Genomic DNA, 15,841 nt, shown 5'->3' on the forward strand with positions numbered 1-15,841 from the left:
TAAGAAATAGTTTTCTCAGGGGGTTAGCGCTTGGAATATAACGAACAAAAGGAAACAGTAAAATCAAAAAAGTGGAGACGTGTTGGGACTGGATTTGCGATATTTCTTGGTATAATCATTATCCTCCTATCACTTGGTTTAATAAGCTTTCAATGGATTATTGACTATATATGGATGGATTCACTTCAATTTGGTAGTATTTTTACAACCATTATTGGCAGTAAAGTCATACTCGGTATTCTTGGATTTATCCTCTTCTTTATACTTACATATATTACTATTTCATGGATAAGAAATTCCTACCTTAGTCATTTCCACGATAATCAGCTACCATCGATGATCGAAAACCTGAAGCAGAGCAGATTATTAATGGCGTCCATATCACTTGTATTCGGTGCGGTAGGTAGTATGATTGTACAAGGAATAGGGTGGGAGCCTTTACTGAAAATGGTAAATCAATCCTCATTTGGATTAAATGACCCGTATTTTAACATGGATATTTCCTTTTATATGTTTGTCTTGCCATTCATTAAAATGATTGTATACATTTTACTAGGGTTAAGTATTTTCTATTTAGTAATTGAGATTGGTTTCTATTCCTTTTTTCATTTATATCAAATGAGCCGTTCAGCACAGCTTCATATGGGGATTACATTAGGTATGATCGGACTTCTTTTGGCAAGTCACCATTTATTGCAGCCTTATGAATCCATGTTAACCAATCAAGTTAATTTGTTTCAAGAAAGTGCTGTACATGGGTTAAGTTATACCGATAAACTCGTAAACATTCCGGCATCTTATATTTTAGCTGGTACTGCTGTAATTGGAACAGTATGGATGGTTAGTGCTTTATATCGTCGGAAATATTATCAGATGATAATCCCCATAGCTGGTTATCTAGGGCTCGTCATTGTAGCGCAGTTAGCTTCTGTCGGTGTTCAACAATTTATTGTGTCTCCAAACGAATTCTCTAAGGAGTCACCATATCTAAAGCATAATTTGGAATATACCAGAGCAGCCTATCAATTAGAAAGAATTGATGAGCGAGAGCATCCAGCTAATCAATCATTGACTGAAGCAATGGTTGATAGGAATAAGTTAACGCTAGACAATGTCAGAGTCAATGATTCAAGACCATTACTAGATATTTATAATCAATTACAAACATTTAGGACTTACTATAAATTTAATAATATCGACATTGATCGGTATGAGATTAACGGGGAGTACCAGCAAGTGTTTATCGGAGCGAGGGAATTGAGTACGGTAGACTTACCTTCACAGGCTAAAACATGGGTAAATCAAAAACTCCGGTATACACATGGTTATGGTGTTGCTATGAGTCAGGTAAATCAAGTTACCGAACAAGGTCAGCCTGAGTATATGGTGAAAAACCTCCCTCCAAAAGGAGATATAGATATTACTCGTCCGCAAATTTATTTTGGGGAACAAGATTACGATAATGTCATCGTGAATAGTAAGAAGGATGAATTTGATTATCCTTCCGGCGATGAGAATGTATCCAATCGATTTGCTGCCAATAGCGGTATCTCTTTATCTGGAATCAATCGACTTCTATTTTCGTTACAAGAAGGATCATTTCGTATGTTTGTTTCTGACCAGATAACAAGTGAAAGTCAGATTTTACAAACGAGAAATATTATGGATCGTGTTGAACGGATTGCTCCATTCTTTCAATACGACAAGGATCCCTATATTTTTGTGAGAGAGAATGGTAGTCTTGCATGGATGATTGATGCTTATATAACTGCGGAAAATTATCCGTATGCCAAACCACATGTAGGAAATGAAAATTATATTCGGAATGCAGTAAAAGTAGTAATTGACGCGTATACTGGAGAAGTTAATTTTTATATGGTTGATAAAGAAGATCCATTATTACAAACATATGCGAAGATGTTTCCAGATCTATTTACAGAGGAAATACCAGAAGACGTTCGTTCGCATTTTCGATATCCAGAAAGATTATTTACCATTCAAGCAAAAATGTATGGAACATATCATATGACTAATTTAGAAGTATTTTACAACAGGGAGGATTATTGGCAATTTCCAACGGAGAAATATTACAATGAAGATATTGAAATAGAGCCCTATTATATCACGATGAAATTGCCAGAGTATGAAGAAGAAGAGTTCATGCTTATGATGCCATATACTCCAAAGAATCGGCAAAATATGATTGCATGGATGGGTGTACGAAACGATGGAGAAAACTATGGAGAAATGCTTGTGTATCGTTTCCCTAAGCAGAAAAACAGCTATGGGCCACAACAAATCGAGAATAGAATTAATCAAGATAGCACCATTTCCCAAAAATTGAATTTATGGTCGCAGGGAGGATCAGAAGTCATTCGAGGAAACCTATTAGCAATTCCGATTGAAGATACAATGTTGTATGTAGAGCCAATTTATATTGAATCCTCAAATGCTACTTCTTTACCTGAAGTGAAGCAAATTGTAATGGCATATGATGACCATATTGTTATGGAAGCAACCTTTGATAAAGCATTGGATAAGATACTTCAATATATTGATCCAAATCGGGTAGTGGAAGAAGGTCAAAATGATAAAAAATCCAAGGAAGGTGAAGGGATTACTGATTCTTCTGAACAAAAACTGCAAGAAATAGTAGAGTTGTTTGATGCTTATCAAGCGGCATTATCGGCTGGAAATTGGGAAGAGGCAGCAAAAATAATGACAAGCATTGAGAATAAGTTAGATGACGTAAAATAAGTTAAACTTTATATTCTTTTATAGAAAAAGGAAGTCAGGGCGCTATGATAGCGCCCTGATTGTATAGGTTGTTCTTTTATACTGAAATAACGAAGAACACCAAAAAACTAATTTTTTATAAGAAAGGTATTACAACCAAGCTGCGCCAACGATAATAAGAAGAATGAATAAGACTACAATCAAGGCAAATCCGCCAACACCGTAACCATATCCACCACCTGCTGGAGCTCCATAACCATAGCCTCCGCAGCCACAACTAGATCCATAACCGAATCCCATTTAAACCCCTCCTACTAATTTATATAGCCTATTAACAAACGTAAGCTGCACCTACGATAATCAACAGGATAAATAAGACTACAATTAAAGCAAAGCCACTGCCGTAGCCATATCCGCCTAATGCTTCACCCATGTTGCTAACACCTCCAGTCCGTTTACATTAATAATGTATGAGCACAGATAAGAATTGATATAGGTTATCACCCAGATCATCAGAATTTGGGCGCTATTTCTCTGGAAAATCTCTTTATTTCCGCTATTCACCTGATACATCTGTCTTTTACAATGCAATATTTTATACATAAAATGTTGTATCTGTACTACAAATGGGGGGTGAATGATATGTCAGGATCACATTACTATTCCGTTTGTCAACGACATAAAGGTAAAGCTGTCGAAATTAAAACACACAATGGGAGAGTTCATCGAGGGATAATTGACCGTGTTAGCTCCAATCGAGTATATTTACGACCACTTGGTCAGCAAGGCTTAGGCGGATTTGGAATTGGATTTTATGGACCGGGTTATGGTTTCGGATTTGGTGTCGCACTTGGAGCCATTGCAACGTTGGCGGTATTGCCATTTTTCTTCTGGTAGTAAGAGAAAGGATGAGACAAACGTATTTTATTCACCTAATAATTCGAACGATTTCAGTTGAATCATTTCGGATTATTAGGTTCTATCATTGATCCAGCAAATTTTGGGTTAACTATTATAGTTTTGTAGGAAATTAGTAATGTCAACATCTAGTATTATAGTACTTATGAGTGGTAAGAGACTTTAAAGGCATTCAATTTCATGGTTATAAATACTTATTTTTGAAAAGATTCTATTTAAGTGGTAGCTACTACCAATATTTTCTTTTATAATGGCACTAAAGAACGATAGATATTAAAGTTGGAGGAAGTTTGTATGTCTGGCATGATGCGTATAAGTCCTGAAGAATTAGCAACTATTGCTCAACAGTATGGTATGGAAAGCGGAAATGTACTAAATATTGTGGGTAATTTGGATGGGCTAATGGAAAAATTAGAGGAAATCTGGGAAGGTAATGCAAAAGATGCGTTTGCGGGACAATATGAAGAATTACGTCCTTCATTCATGCAAATGGTTGAATTGTTAGAGGATGTGCAGAGACAATTAGCTTCAACGGCACAAACACTCCATGATACGGATGCAACTATTGCTAGTCAAATGCGTAAATAAGACTCTAAGTTGTAGTTATTTTGTTTCTTTTTTATGCGGATAATAACAGAAATAGTAAGTTTGTCATAGTGCCGCAGTATGTAAATTGCCGGCACTATTTTTTACGAAATAGAAAATAATAGGGGAGAAAAACATGTATATATATGTCACGGTTAATATTGAACGCTATCATCAAGAAAATATAGAACTGCGATTATCTGATCAATTTATGATTAAACAGCTGATTGATATCACATGGCAGGCGAAACAAATAGAAGGAAAACCAAGAGAAGGACATTGGATACGCGTAAAAAATAAGGAACGTGTTTATAATGGTGGGTTAACCTTACAAGCATGTGGCATTACAACAGGAGACTGTATCGAAATCCTATAAAGATACTAGATGGAATTGATAGTTTAAAGGAGCAAAGAAATGTCTGAGGAGCTTACATATTTAGAGAAACAAACAGACGCAGCTATTTCGTATGAACATGGAAAAATAGAAATCAGTTTTCACCGTGCAAAAGTAAAACTTAACGATCAATTAGAAATTGAATGGTTAAAGTCCATTAATCAAGAGATCCGTAAAGAAATAGTTCGAACGGAAGACGAATTAAAAATCTATCTGTCGCCACCTAAATCTTATCATGCTTTTCATAAACTATACTCCAAGAGTGAACAGGCACAGTGGCAGTTTGCATATAACTTAGTTCAACATATACAAAAACATGCCTTAAAACGATTAAAAATTATTGTTTGTCCTGAGAATATATTGTTTGACTATGGATTGAATCCCCATTTTTTACATTATGGTGTAAGTGAAAGCATACCACCTTATGAAGATAATGATGAAAGGTTATGGAGAGAAGTTAGGGCAGTTATTGCGGAGATAGCAGATAATAAAATTGATTTCGCTTCCTATGTAAAACACCATGAAACACTTGATCTGTCGCCAATTGCAAAGCAAATTATGGATGCAGAAACTTTTGAACAGTTACAGTCGATTATCACTCATCAATTACAAAATAAAGAGAAAGATGAGCAGTCTGTATTACATGTGCCAGCAAAAAAATGGAAAGTACAACGCTACACTTTGATCGCTGTATCTCTATTATTAATCCCAACGCTTTTCTATAGTTTATTTGCACTGTTTTTCAAAATCCCGCAGACAAACGCTTATATAGATAGTAACCGGTCATTTATGGAAGAACAGTATAGTTCTGTGGTAACAACGCTTGAAAACTATGATGAAGCATCTATGCCTTATGGAGTGAAATATCAGCTTGCTTCCTCTTACATTGTCAATGAATCATTAACAGAAAATCAAAAACAAAATGTTCAAAATACCATTACTTTACAGTCTGATGAGCGATATTTCTCTTATTGGATTAATATTGGACGTGGTAACTATCAAGAAGCAATTGACACCGCTAGGTTATTGGAGGACCGAGATTTAATCGTGTATGGTCTATTAAAACAACGTGAAGCATTAAAAATAGATCAAGAGCTTAGTGGAGATGAAAGAGAGGAAAGACTAAATAAAATTGAACGAGAAATAGATGACTATCAAGAAACAATGGATCAAGTCCAGGAGGGTAGCTCAGGGCAAGACGAACCACCAATTGATGAAGAAGCGAAATCAAACAATGGCGATTAAACACAGTTTACAACAGGAGGTGATCTTATGGAGCATCTGTGGTTATTTTATAATGGGTCCTATCAATACCAATCACTTAGCGGATTACAAGATATTTTAATAGGGAATAGTTTAAGCGACACAATTACGATTCAATCCATCTCCTTAGACTCATCAAAGATCTTAATTCGTAAAACGGGCGTTCAAAAGTTGGAAGTATTTCATGGCGGGCATTTTAAAGGTGAAATTGAACCCGACAAGCCGCATGAATTAAACATAAACAATCAAATGATAAAGCTTGTTTATCGATACCAGGAGTATCAAGAAAAAGACTATTACATTGGCAACCATTCGGAGCTGATCATACGTGATTTTTCCTTAGTAAGGCATGATGGTTCGTGGATATTACAACCTACTAACGATTCTGTTTTTCGAAATGGTGAAATTGTCAAAGGAGTAACACCCATACAGTATGGCGATAAATTGTTACATCAATATATATTCTTTTCTATTAAGAAAAACGATATCTTAACCGTTTACGCGCATAATCAATTTTCTATAGAATTAACAGAAATGAAAGAGCCAACATCGGTTATGAAGGAAAAGTATCCATCGTTTCGTAGAACACCTCGTATGATTTATGAAATGCCCGATGATAAAGTTGCTTTTTCGTTTCCTTCTGAGGAAATTGATGATGAAAGACGAGGAATCTGGCTAATTATTTTACCTCCGCTCATGATGCTTATTGTTATGGGGGTTGTAGCCTTGTTACGTCCACGAGGTATTTTTATTTTGATTTCTCTAGCAATGTTTGGTACATCGCTAATAACTTCTACTGTACAATATTTTAAAGAAAAGAAAAATCAGCTTAAGAAGCAGGAAAAGCGAAAAAGGTTATATACACGCTATTTAAAAAATAAGCGTGAAGAACTTTACCAGTTATCGAATAAACAGCGTGAGGTACTTTATTATCATTTCCCTTCATTTGAACGCATGAAGTATTTGACAAAAGAAATTAGTGATCGTATCTGGGAACGAACATTAGTAAGTAATGACTTTTTGCGGTTTCGTATTGGTAGAGCAAGAGTGCCATCTACCTACGATGTTTCTGTCCAACGAAGTGATATGTCCAACCAAGAAATGGATGATTTATTGGAAAAATCACAGGAGCTTGTTGCCCATTATAAGTATGTCAATAATGTACCATTAGTTATTGATCTATCCCAAGGTTCAATGGGAATGGTTGGTAAAGATTCAATCGTAAAGAAGGAAATTCAGCAAATTGTTGGTCAATTAAGTTTTTCCCAAAGCTATCATGATATTCGATTTGTAACTATATTTCATGAGGAAGAGTATAAGCAATGGGAGTGGATGAAATGGTTGCCACATTTTCAGTTACCACATACATACGCTAAAGGATTCATTTATAATGAACAGACACGTGATCAACTACTTTCTTCCATTTATGAAATGTTAAAGGAACGAGATTTAGACGAAGAAAAGGGTAAAATAACCTTTTCTCCGCATTTTGTGTTTATCATTACGAACCGTCAGTTAATTTCTGAACATGCTATATTAGAATATTTAGAAGGTGAACACGCTTCAATTGGCATCTCAACTATTTTTGCAGCAGATACGAAAGAAAGCTTATCGGAGCATATACACACCTTGGTAAGATACATTGATGATCAGCAAGGAGATATCTTGATTCAACATCAAAAAGCCGTACATATACCATTTAAACTTGACGGGCATCAAAAACAGGATAATGAAACCTTTGCGCGAACGCTGAGATCTTTGGATCATCAATTAGGGATGAACAATTCAATTCCAGAGAAAGTAACCTTCTTACAATTATTTCAATCAGCAGATATTCGTTGTTTAGACATTGCCAATAAGTGGCGAGAGAATCAGTCCGCCAAATCACTTGCTGTACCAGTTGGTCTTAAAGGAAAAGATGATCACGTATTATTAAACCTACATGAAAAAGCACATGGACCACATGGTTTGTTAGCTGGTACAACGGGCTCAGGAAAAAGTGAATTTCTACAAACCTATATTTTATCTTTAGCTGTTCATTTTCATCCTTACGAGGTAGCTTTTCTATTAATAGATTATAAGGGTGGTGGGATGGCTCAGCCATTTAAACACATTCCGCATTTATTAGGTACAATCACAAACATTGAAGGGAGTAATAATTTTAGTAAACGAGCACTTGCTTCAATTAAAAGTGAATTGAGAAGACGGCAGCGTTTATTTGATCTCCATGAAGTAAATCATATTCATGATTATATGCTTCTATATAAGCGAGGGGATGCCGTGGAACCAATGCCGCATCTCTTTTTAATCTCTGATGAATTTGCAGAGCTAAAGAGAGAAGAACCGGAATTTATTAGAGAATTAGTTAGTGCTGCACGAATTGGAAGAAGTTTGGGAGTACACTTAATTCTTGCTACGCAAAAACCTGGTGGTATTATTGATGACCAAATTTGGAGCAATGCACGGTTCAAGATTGCTTTAAAAGTTCAAGAGGAAAGTGATAGCAAAGAGGTTCTGAAGAATGGTGATGCGTCAAAAATCACAACCACTGGACGAGGATATTTACAAGTGGGAAATAATGAGGTATATGAACTTTTTCAATCCGCGTGGAGTGGGGGACCATATACAAAGGATGCGTTTGGTACGGAGGATGAAGTTGCGTTGGTTACAGACTTAGGTCTTATTCCTTTATCAGAGGTTTCAACAGAAGAAAGTGGAGCAAGGCATAAGAAAACGGAAATAGATGCAGTGGTAGAGGAAATCTCCAAGGTGCAAGAGGAATTGCAAATCCGCAAATTACAAAGTCCTTGGCTACCTCCTCTCCCACAGAGAATTACAAAAACAGAGGACAACATTGTAGCAGATAATGCGTACGAGATAGGTTTGGTAGATGAACCTGATCAACAAAGACAGACTAGTTATCTTTATCGTGTCATGGACGATGGAAACATTGGTATTTTCGGCTCTTCAGGCTATGGGAAATCAACGACAATACTTACATTTTTACTTCGTTTCTCAATGAAGAATAGCCCTGAAAAGATGAACTATTATATTTTTGATTTTGGAAATGGAGCACTTCTACCACTACAACAACTGCCACAAACTGGAGATTATTTTCGGTCAGATGACCATAGAAAGATTGAGAAGTTCTTCACTTTTATGTCAGCACAGATGGAAGAGCGAAAGCAGTTATTTAGGGATCAGGAAGTTAGTAATATTAAAATGTATAATGCTTTAGTAGAAGAGGAGTTACCAATTATCTTTATCGTGATTGATAACTATGATTTAGTAAAAGAAGAATTGCAGGAAATAGACAATCGCTTTATCCAAATTGCTAGAGATGGTCAATCGCTTGGTATTTATACAATTCTGACTGCTTCACGAACCAACGCGGTAAAGCATGCGTTGATGAGTAATCTGAAAACAAAAATTGTGCATTACTTGATGGATACGTCGGATAAATATGCGATCCTTGGAAAGACCGCATATGAAACAGAGGCAATTCCTGGAAGAGTTTATATTAAGAATGAAGAGCCATTTCTTGCGCAAATTTATCTGCCTTCAAGTGGCGAAAGTGATGTTGAGGTATTAACAGGCATTAAAGGAATAATTCAACTACTAAATAAAACCTATGTAGATGCTCCGAAGCCAAAGTCGATTCCGATGTTACCACATAAGTTATCATATCAATCATTTCTTAATCGTTCAGATGTTCAATTGTCTGGACAAACCCCGGCAATTGGCTTGGATGAAGCAAATGTAAAACCTGTGTATCTGGACTGGCAAACAAATCGACATTGCCTGATTCTTGGCGATACACAAAAAGGTAAATCAAATGTGTGCAAAGTTATTATCCATCGAATGAAGGAGAAAGCTATAATTGGATTATTTGATTCTATTAATCATTCATTAGCAAACTATGTAGAGGAAGATTCCGTTAATTATATGGAAACGAAGGAAGAATTAATAACATGGTTGAAAGAAATTGAACGAGAGTTTGAACGTCGAGAGCAAACATATAGGGAAGCTTTGATGGAAAGAAAAACAGCAAAAATCTTATTTTCTCCATATATACTTATGATTGACGGAATGAGTAATTTTCAGCAGAAATTGGATACTATGCTCCAAACAAAATTAGCAAATTTTATGAAGCATAATAGTCATCTTGGGTTTAGTGTTATCGTCTCTGGTGGTGCGAATGAATTTTCCAAAGGGTTTGATCCATTTACAAATGAAGTCAAACAAGTGAAACAAGCAATCTTACTCATGAAAAAATCTGAGCAAAACTTGCTTTCATTACCATATACACGTAATGAACAAGAAATTAAAGCAGGTTTTGGCTATTATGTAAAAAACGGTAACCCAATAAAAATTCAGATTCCACGCTATGACCTTGAAGGGGTGACCTATTAAATGGACAAGGGAATGAAAGCATCCATAGGGTTAAGCATGAAGGTACTAATTATATTACTATTACCACTTCTATTATTTCGTTATGTGGATAGTCAACCTAGAATTATTCTGGAAGAAGAGTCAAGTATTCGAAGTGTGGCAATTGTTAATGAAGATACTGGATATGAAAGTGAATTACAGTCGATTAATCTTGGGCATGAAATACCTATCCTATTAAAAGATCAGGAGGATTACTCATGGACCGTAGTTAATCGAAGTACAGCAGAGCAGGGGCTTGCTAATAAAAATTACGATGCGATTATGTATATCCCTTCCAATTACTCCAAAAATATAATGACCTTTAAAGAGAATCAGCCGACAAAGGCATCACTTCATTATGTAATTCAGCCTAATTTGGAAGCGAAGGAACGACAACGAATCCATAGGCAAATGGCGAATGCTAAAAATATAATTAATCAAGAAATGATATCGTTATATTGGAATTATGTTTCTCAGCAGGTCAATCATATTCGGGATCAGTTTGATTTAATTGTTGAAAAAGAAATTGCTTTTCAAGATGCAATGTATTCCTTCTATACACCTTCGTCAAAAACATTAGCGTATGAAATAGATGTACATAAATCTAACTTGAAAAACATATTAAAGGATACGAGTCAAGTTGATGAGATATCATCAAGCAATGTTCATACTGCTGAAAAAGTCGAAAACAAAATGAAGTCCTTTGCCAAAGCATTAAATGAATATAAAGAAACGCAAAAGAAACAACAGCGTTTATTAGAAATATATCTAGATGAAAACCAAGAGGCATTTCATGAAGGATTGACGAGATATCATCAGGCTCTTGAAGAAAGTATAACTTCAATTGAAGAACAGTTTAAGCAGCAATCGGTGCTATTTAAAGAAAATAGAAATCAATTATTGGGTAATTTTGAACATTTAAAGAATAATGTAGTACACGGTAGAAACTATGTGGATAAGTGGAATGAAATACAAGCAAAAAAATATGAATTACTTTTATTAAAAATAAATACGTATAAAGATAAATTTTTAAACGAACCAAATACTAAACTAGACAAAGCTATACGTAATTTAAAAGGTTTAAAAAGAGATATCATTGATATTCCAACAGCTCCTAATGTGAATGAAGTTATTACAATTGATTTAGCAAAACTGAGTGAACATATGGCAGAGTTGGGTAAGGCTATTGATCAGTTTTCAGCCGCAAGTGAGGAAGAGCCGGAAATTCCTAAAGAAGATAAGGCTGACTGGAATAATATAGTCAATAACTTCGCAAAATTAGATACGGAGTTAAATGCTTTAGTAGAATTGCAATCTAACAATCCAAATCCTAATGAAATTATTGATGTATGGGAAGAACACGTCAATGAATGGAATAAAACTTATAAAAAACTGATGGATCAGATAGAAGAGCCCATTTTGAAATTAGTTAATAACATTGAAGAGAAACAAAACAAAATATTAGTAAGTAAAGAAATATCTGATGAAAGAAGGGAGTTTTTAAAGGGTGAGTTTGAAAAATTAAAATTGGATAATAAACCACTTATTTCTTTAATTGTGTATTCAGAAGAGTTATCAGTCTACATGAATACATTAAATCAAAAGAAAAAAGTAAATAATGACATTTTGAGCGTTTTTGAGAAGGAATTACATACATTAACTACTTTAAATTCAAATTATTATACAAAACTCAATGATGTATTTGGCAAGAATTTAAACGCTATTAATTCATCAAAATCAGTAGGAGAAGAAAGGATAGGTCTTAGTGAATTAATTAAAAACACAGAAGATTTATTTGCTTCTTATAATGATAAACTGAATCAAGGAAAAACAAATATTAAAAGTATTATAGAAGAAATGGAGCTTGGTTCAGCTAATATTACAGAGAAACTACAGAAAATTAACGATCATACCTTTGAATGGAAGATATCTCCTGTCCTAGAACAATTAGATGGAGAAATGATGGTCGAAATTCAGCAAGGTACCATGTCTGATTTAGAGCATATGGCTGAACTGTTAAATAAACTAAATGAAAACCAAAATCAAATAACTTCCTCCACAGAAGAGCTACAGGAACAAGTAAATACGGTTCAGCAGCAATCAGATGAATTAAATAATAAATGGTCACAAAACGTTGCTTCATCTGAAAAGGTACGGAATGAAATCTATGATATCCTAGGAAATACAATTGTGGATGGACAAGTAAATCCACTTGTTTTCAATTATTTATCAAATCCTGTACAAGTGGAAGGACAGCTGAATGGTCAAGTAAAAGCAGAAACAGAAGATAGGATTCCACCAGTAATAATGTTTATCATTATTTTATTAAGTGGTTTATTAATTGGTTTTTTAAGTAATTACTATTCCAATACATCCTATCTTGTTCAAGGCGGACTGTTCTTGCTCTTAAATATAGCTGTAGGGTTGATTATTAGTATTTATGGATTGAACATGTATTCATTAGATAATGCTAGAGCTATGCAATGGTCGCTATTTACTATATTGTTGTTGGTTACCTGTGCAAACATAGTTCGTGGGGGATTATTTATTGGCCAATTTGTCGGTTGGATAACAAGTATGATGATGATCGTGTTTTTTATTTCACCTTTAGTAGATCTAATTGTACCGGAGTTTCGATTTAATAATCCGATAACGGATGTATATATTTCTTTACAATATGGTACAGGCGAATCCACCTATTTAGCTATGTTCATACTAGCCTTAATATCGTTACTCATGTCAGCTCTTATTTACACGATTCAGCAGTTTAAAAATAAGTCTAAGGTGGATGAGGATGAAGAAGAAGCACTTTAGTTTACTCGTTCTAGTAGCTTATTTCTGGTGTAGTCCCGTTTTTGCTGAAGGAAGCGATACACCGGAACCTAATGAATACAAAGAAAAGGAAATAGAAATAAAAAAATCATATCAAAATGATGTAAGCAAAAGAGGAGAATTACCAGAGGAACAAAAACATTTAACATTCCAAAAGCAGGATCAAACAGATAGTATGCAGTTAAGGGAGCAATTATTCCAAATTTCTCGACTAGAAGCAAATACGATTATAGCAAAAGCAGATCAATTAGCACTTTTTTCAAAGCAAGATCGAAATACTATCCGAAAACAAGAGATACAGCCAACGGAAAGTCCGTCCAATATCTTAACTGTATTGATAGTTACTGTGGTCATTATTATTGCTGCAATGTTTTTGCTGATTATTCCAAAGTACAAGCAATCCCATAATTAATTTTATGGGATTGTATTTATTTAATCGACTCAACCCCTAATATCAACATTATCTAGCTCTGCTATCTTTTCACTAGTTAATGTTAGCAATTCCTGACTAGTAGCTCGATGTTTTTCCAGGTATTTTTTAACTAGATAATTGCCAACGGAATAACCCATCATGAATGGATAAAATTGAAGTCCATAAAGGATGTGATGATGTTTTCTACTTTTTTTTGATAGTTGGTTATGAGGTAGAATATGTTTTTCCCAAAAAACGTTTAACATATCATCTGAATATTTACTTGTATAGAATGCTGTATATTTTTCACCTAGCCGTTCACGTACAGCATTTTCTGCCAACCCCTCTAAAATAATCGTGTCTAGTAAAGTATAATCTGCTTCTTCCTTGGAATAGTTCGTTAATCGACAGGCATGATTATATTCATGCGTAAGTAATGCTTTTATTTCATTTGGTGTATTTGTGTCGGATAAAAATAAAAAAAGTTTATCTTTAAAAGTTAGCCCAGCCTTACTATTATAATCATCTTTTAACTTACGGTTGGTGGTATCAGATGGGAAAATGAAAATAGGAACACTAGGGCCATTCCAGAGTCTTTTTAGCTGTTGATAGTCTTCCTCTACGGTTTGCCAAACTTGTTTTTTTATAAGTTGCCTGACTCGTTGTTTTTGTAGTGGTGGCAGGTACATACCGAATTGGGTTAAGTGGGCATATATTTCATCAGCGTAAGCATGCTCAAAATAATCCTCCATCTTTTCCGTGATTTTCAAAGGGGTTTTATAGTGCTTTAACAACCATTGATCTGTCCGTATAACTCCCATTTTTCCCCACCCTTACATCATTATTTTGATAGCATATGCGCTTTTTTTATAGACGTTTCCAGACTATATGTATTTTTGTGACCGAAATTGTTGTATTGTCATAGTCTGACAATGAAAGGAGGACTTTAACGTGAATTATCTTGAAGGATTAGCCGAACTTGGAGTTGGAGGTGCACATCCAGGGGGATTGAAGTTGACAAAAGAGCTGTTGAAAAAGGAAAACATTAATGAATCAACAGTGATTTTGGATGTAGGATGTGGGACTGGTCAAACGGCGGCATATCTTGCAGGGTTTTACCAATGTGCCGTTACTGCCGTAGATTATAATCAAATGATGGTGGATAAAGCGATAAATCGATTTAAGCTACGCAAGCTTCCAGTTCAAACCATGAAAGCAGATATCACGCAGCTGCCACTGAAATCAGAGGAATACGATATGGTTATTTCAGAATCTGTTATTTCCTTTACAGAAATTACTCGTGCCCTTTCAGAAATCACTCGTATCTTAAAGCCAGGTGGAGTCTTTATTGCGATAGAAATAGTATGTGAACGCACATTAAGGGATCATGAAAAGAGGATGCTAACATCATTTTATGGATTTACGGAAATACAAACAGAAGAAGCATGGAAGCAACAATTGTACCGAGAAGGGTTTCATTACGTGCGGGTGGAAAAACCGAAGTTAAAAAAGGAAGAAATGACATTAGAGGATACAAATGATTTCGATCTATCTGAAAAGGTTGATGAAGATACGTTTGAAGTATTAGTTTTACATGAAGAATTAATGGAAAGGTTCAAAGAAAAACTAGGATTTAGAGTATTTAGATGTAAATTATAAGGCTAGTTTATTATGGGACTTCCTAGTACTATCCAGGATGTGGCCTTGTATCTGCTAGTATGTATAATATCAGAGCATCATTTTGATGTCCCTGATAACATGTACACGCTAAAAGAGCTAATAAAGAAAGGCAAGTTTAATTAAGTGAAGAGTATTGTTGAACACGTACTGATTTTTATGATGGATCAACTTTGTTCATATGGTTAGAAGTATCAATTGTAAGTTTTTCGATTAATCGTTTCTTTATGTCGTTATTAGATATATTCTCATTAAAAATTAGAAATGATTTATCTCCATCTTCTATTATGTTAAATGGACCAGTTTTATTGAAATGGTGATCATTAAAAATCATATCATTTGGGTAATTATCTATTTCGTTACCTTGACTTCCAGTTAAAATGGTAACGAAAATGATTGCTATACTTAATCCAGCAATTATTTTCACCGAGCAATCCCTCCTAAATGAAAAGCTACTCATTATTAATTTTCATAGCAACCTGTTTTCCATTAATAAAAGTTTCCAATATCGTTATGAATATCGAAATAAATTGTTTCATGATGATTAACCTCCCTACTGTTTAGTATTACAATTTTGATTATAGTATCTAAAG

General features: G+C 34.7%; 13 protein-coding genes. 9 read left to right on the forward strand and 4 right to left on the reverse strand.

The features are described from left to right. Positions 1-30: 30 nt before the first annotated feature. Positions 31-2,757, forward strand: a complete 2,727-nt coding sequence (locus tag D9782_RS13365) for a UPF0182 family membrane protein (protein WP_121604997.1) — start codon at positions 31-33, stop codon at positions 2,755-2,757. A gap of 129 nt (positions 2,758-2,886) precedes the next feature. On the opposite strand, the gene D9782_RS13370 is transcribed toward D9782_RS13365, so the two are convergent. Together D9782_RS13370 and D9782_RS13375 are read right to left on the reverse strand one after the other, a co-directional pair. Next, entirely contained in the window at positions 2,887-3,036 is a 150-nt protein-coding gene (locus tag D9782_RS13370) for a YjcZ family sporulation protein (RefSeq protein ID WP_034679373.1), read from the reverse strand. A 31-nt stretch (positions 3,037-3,067) separates the two neighbouring features. Further along, positions 3,068-3,169 (reverse strand): YjcZ family sporulation protein, encoded by a 102-nt coding sequence (locus tag D9782_RS13375; RefSeq protein WP_121604998.1) that lies wholly within the window; start codon positions 3,167-3,169, stop codon positions 3,068-3,070. Positions 3,170-3,378: 209 nt separating this feature from the next. Here D9782_RS13375 and D9782_RS13380 point away from each other — a divergent pair, with 209 nt between their 5' ends. From D9782_RS13380 to essA, 7 genes are all read left to right on the forward strand, one after another. Further along, positions 3,379-3,633, forward strand: a complete 255-nt coding sequence (locus tag D9782_RS13380; protein WP_026682178.1) for a hypothetical protein — start codon at positions 3,379-3,381, stop codon at positions 3,631-3,633. A gap of 315 nt (positions 3,634-3,948) precedes the next feature. Beyond that, entirely contained in the window at positions 3,949-4,242 is a 294-nt protein-coding gene (locus tag D9782_RS13385; protein ID WP_026682177.1) for a WXG100 family type VII secretion target, read from the forward strand. 133 nt (positions 4,243-4,375) lie between these two features. Continuing rightward, complete coding sequence (locus tag D9782_RS13390) at positions 4,376-4,615, forward strand: ESX secretion system protein YukD (protein WP_121604999.1); 240 nt, start codon at positions 4,376-4,378, stop codon at positions 4,613-4,615. Positions 4,616-4,654: 39 nt separating this feature from the next. Beyond that, entirely contained in the window at positions 4,655-5,878 is a 1,224-nt protein-coding gene (essB, locus tag D9782_RS13395; protein ID WP_121605000.1) for a type VII secretion protein EssB, read from the forward strand. Positions 5,879-5,905: 27 nt separating this feature from the next. Then, positions 5,906-10,309, forward strand: a complete 4,404-nt coding sequence (gene essC, locus D9782_RS13400) for a type VII secretion protein EssC (protein ID WP_121605001.1) — start codon at positions 5,906-5,908, stop codon at positions 10,307-10,309. Beyond that, positions 10,310-13,141 carry a type VII secretion protein EsaA gene (esaA, locus tag D9782_RS13405; protein ID WP_026682173.1) on the forward strand — a complete coding sequence of 944 codons (2,832 nt, stop codon included), beginning with the start codon at positions 10,310-10,312 and terminating at the stop codon, positions 13,139-13,141. Then, positions 13,122-13,571: a type VII secretion protein EssA gene (gene essA, locus D9782_RS13410; protein WP_026682172.1), complete on the forward strand. Its 450-nt coding sequence runs from the start codon at positions 13,122-13,124 to the stop codon at positions 13,569-13,571. The genes esaA and essA overlap by 20 nt, the downstream gene beginning before the upstream one ends. Before the next feature lie 29 nt (positions 13,572-13,600). Here essA and D9782_RS13415 read toward each other — a convergent pair whose 3' ends face one another. Then, complete coding sequence (locus tag D9782_RS13415) at positions 13,601-14,392, reverse strand: DUF2268 domain-containing putative Zn-dependent protease (protein WP_026682171.1); 792 nt, start codon at positions 14,390-14,392, stop codon at positions 13,601-13,603. Between the two features lie 130 nt (positions 14,393-14,522). On the opposite strand from D9782_RS13415, the gene D9782_RS13420 reads away from it, so the two are divergent. Next, positions 14,523-15,230, forward strand: coding sequence for a class I SAM-dependent methyltransferase (locus D9782_RS13420; RefSeq protein ID WP_121605002.1), 708 nt, complete (start codon positions 14,523-14,525; stop codon positions 15,228-15,230). Positions 15,231-15,405: 175 nt separating this feature from the next. Here D9782_RS13420 and D9782_RS13425 read toward each other — a convergent pair whose 3' ends face one another. Further along, positions 15,406-15,708 (reverse strand): hypothetical protein, encoded by a 303-nt coding sequence (locus D9782_RS13425; RefSeq protein ID WP_162986397.1) that lies wholly within the window; start codon positions 15,706-15,708, stop codon positions 15,406-15,408. Positions 15,709-15,841: the final 133 nt, after the last annotated feature.

Origin of the sequence: Virgibacillus sp. Bac332 (genome assembly GCF_003667785.1) — a bacterium.
In the GTDB taxonomy this organism is placed as follows: domain Bacteria; phylum Bacillota; class Bacilli; order Bacillales; family Amphibacillaceae; genus Virgibacillus; species Virgibacillus salarius.

Bases quoted from the DNA above. Each gene is read 5' to 3' on its own strand.
- D9782_RS13370 (WP_034679373.1), bottom strand. From the start codon at position 3,036: ATGGGATTCGGTTATGGATCTAGTTGTGGCTGCGGAGGCTATGGTTAT.
- D9782_RS13375 (WP_121604998.1), bottom strand. From the start codon at position 3,169: ATGGGTGAAGCATTAGGCGGATATGGCTACGGCAGTGGCTTTGCTTTA.
- D9782_RS13380 (WP_026682178.1), top strand. From the start codon at position 3,379: ATGTCAGGATCACATTACTATTCCGTTTGTCAACGACATAAAGGTAAA.
- D9782_RS13385 (WP_026682177.1), top strand. From the start codon at position 3,949: ATGTCTGGCATGATGCGTATAAGTCCTGAAGAATTAGCAACTATTGCT.
- D9782_RS13390 (WP_121604999.1), top strand. From the start codon at position 4,376: ATGTATATATATGTCACGGTTAATATTGAACGCTATCATCAAGAAAAT.
- essB (WP_121605000.1), top strand. From the start codon at position 4,655: ATGTCTGAGGAGCTTACATATTTAGAGAAACAAACAGACGCAGCTATT.
- essC (WP_121605001.1), top strand. From the start codon at position 5,906: ATGGAGCATCTGTGGTTATTTTATAATGGGTCCTATCAATACCAATCA.
- esaA (WP_026682173.1), top strand. From the start codon at position 10,310: ATGGACAAGGGAATGAAAGCATCCATAGGGTTAAGCATGAAGGTACTA.
- essA (WP_026682172.1), top strand. From the start codon at position 13,122: ATGAAGAAGAAGCACTTTAGTTTACTCGTTCTAGTAGCTTATTTCTGG.
- D9782_RS13415 (WP_026682171.1), bottom strand. From the start codon at position 14,392: ATGGGAGTTATACGGACAGATCAATGGTTGTTAAAGCACTATAAAACC.
- D9782_RS13425 (WP_162986397.1), bottom strand. From the start codon at position 15,708: ATGAGTAGCTTTTCATTTAGGAGGGATTGCTCGGTGAAAATAATTGCT.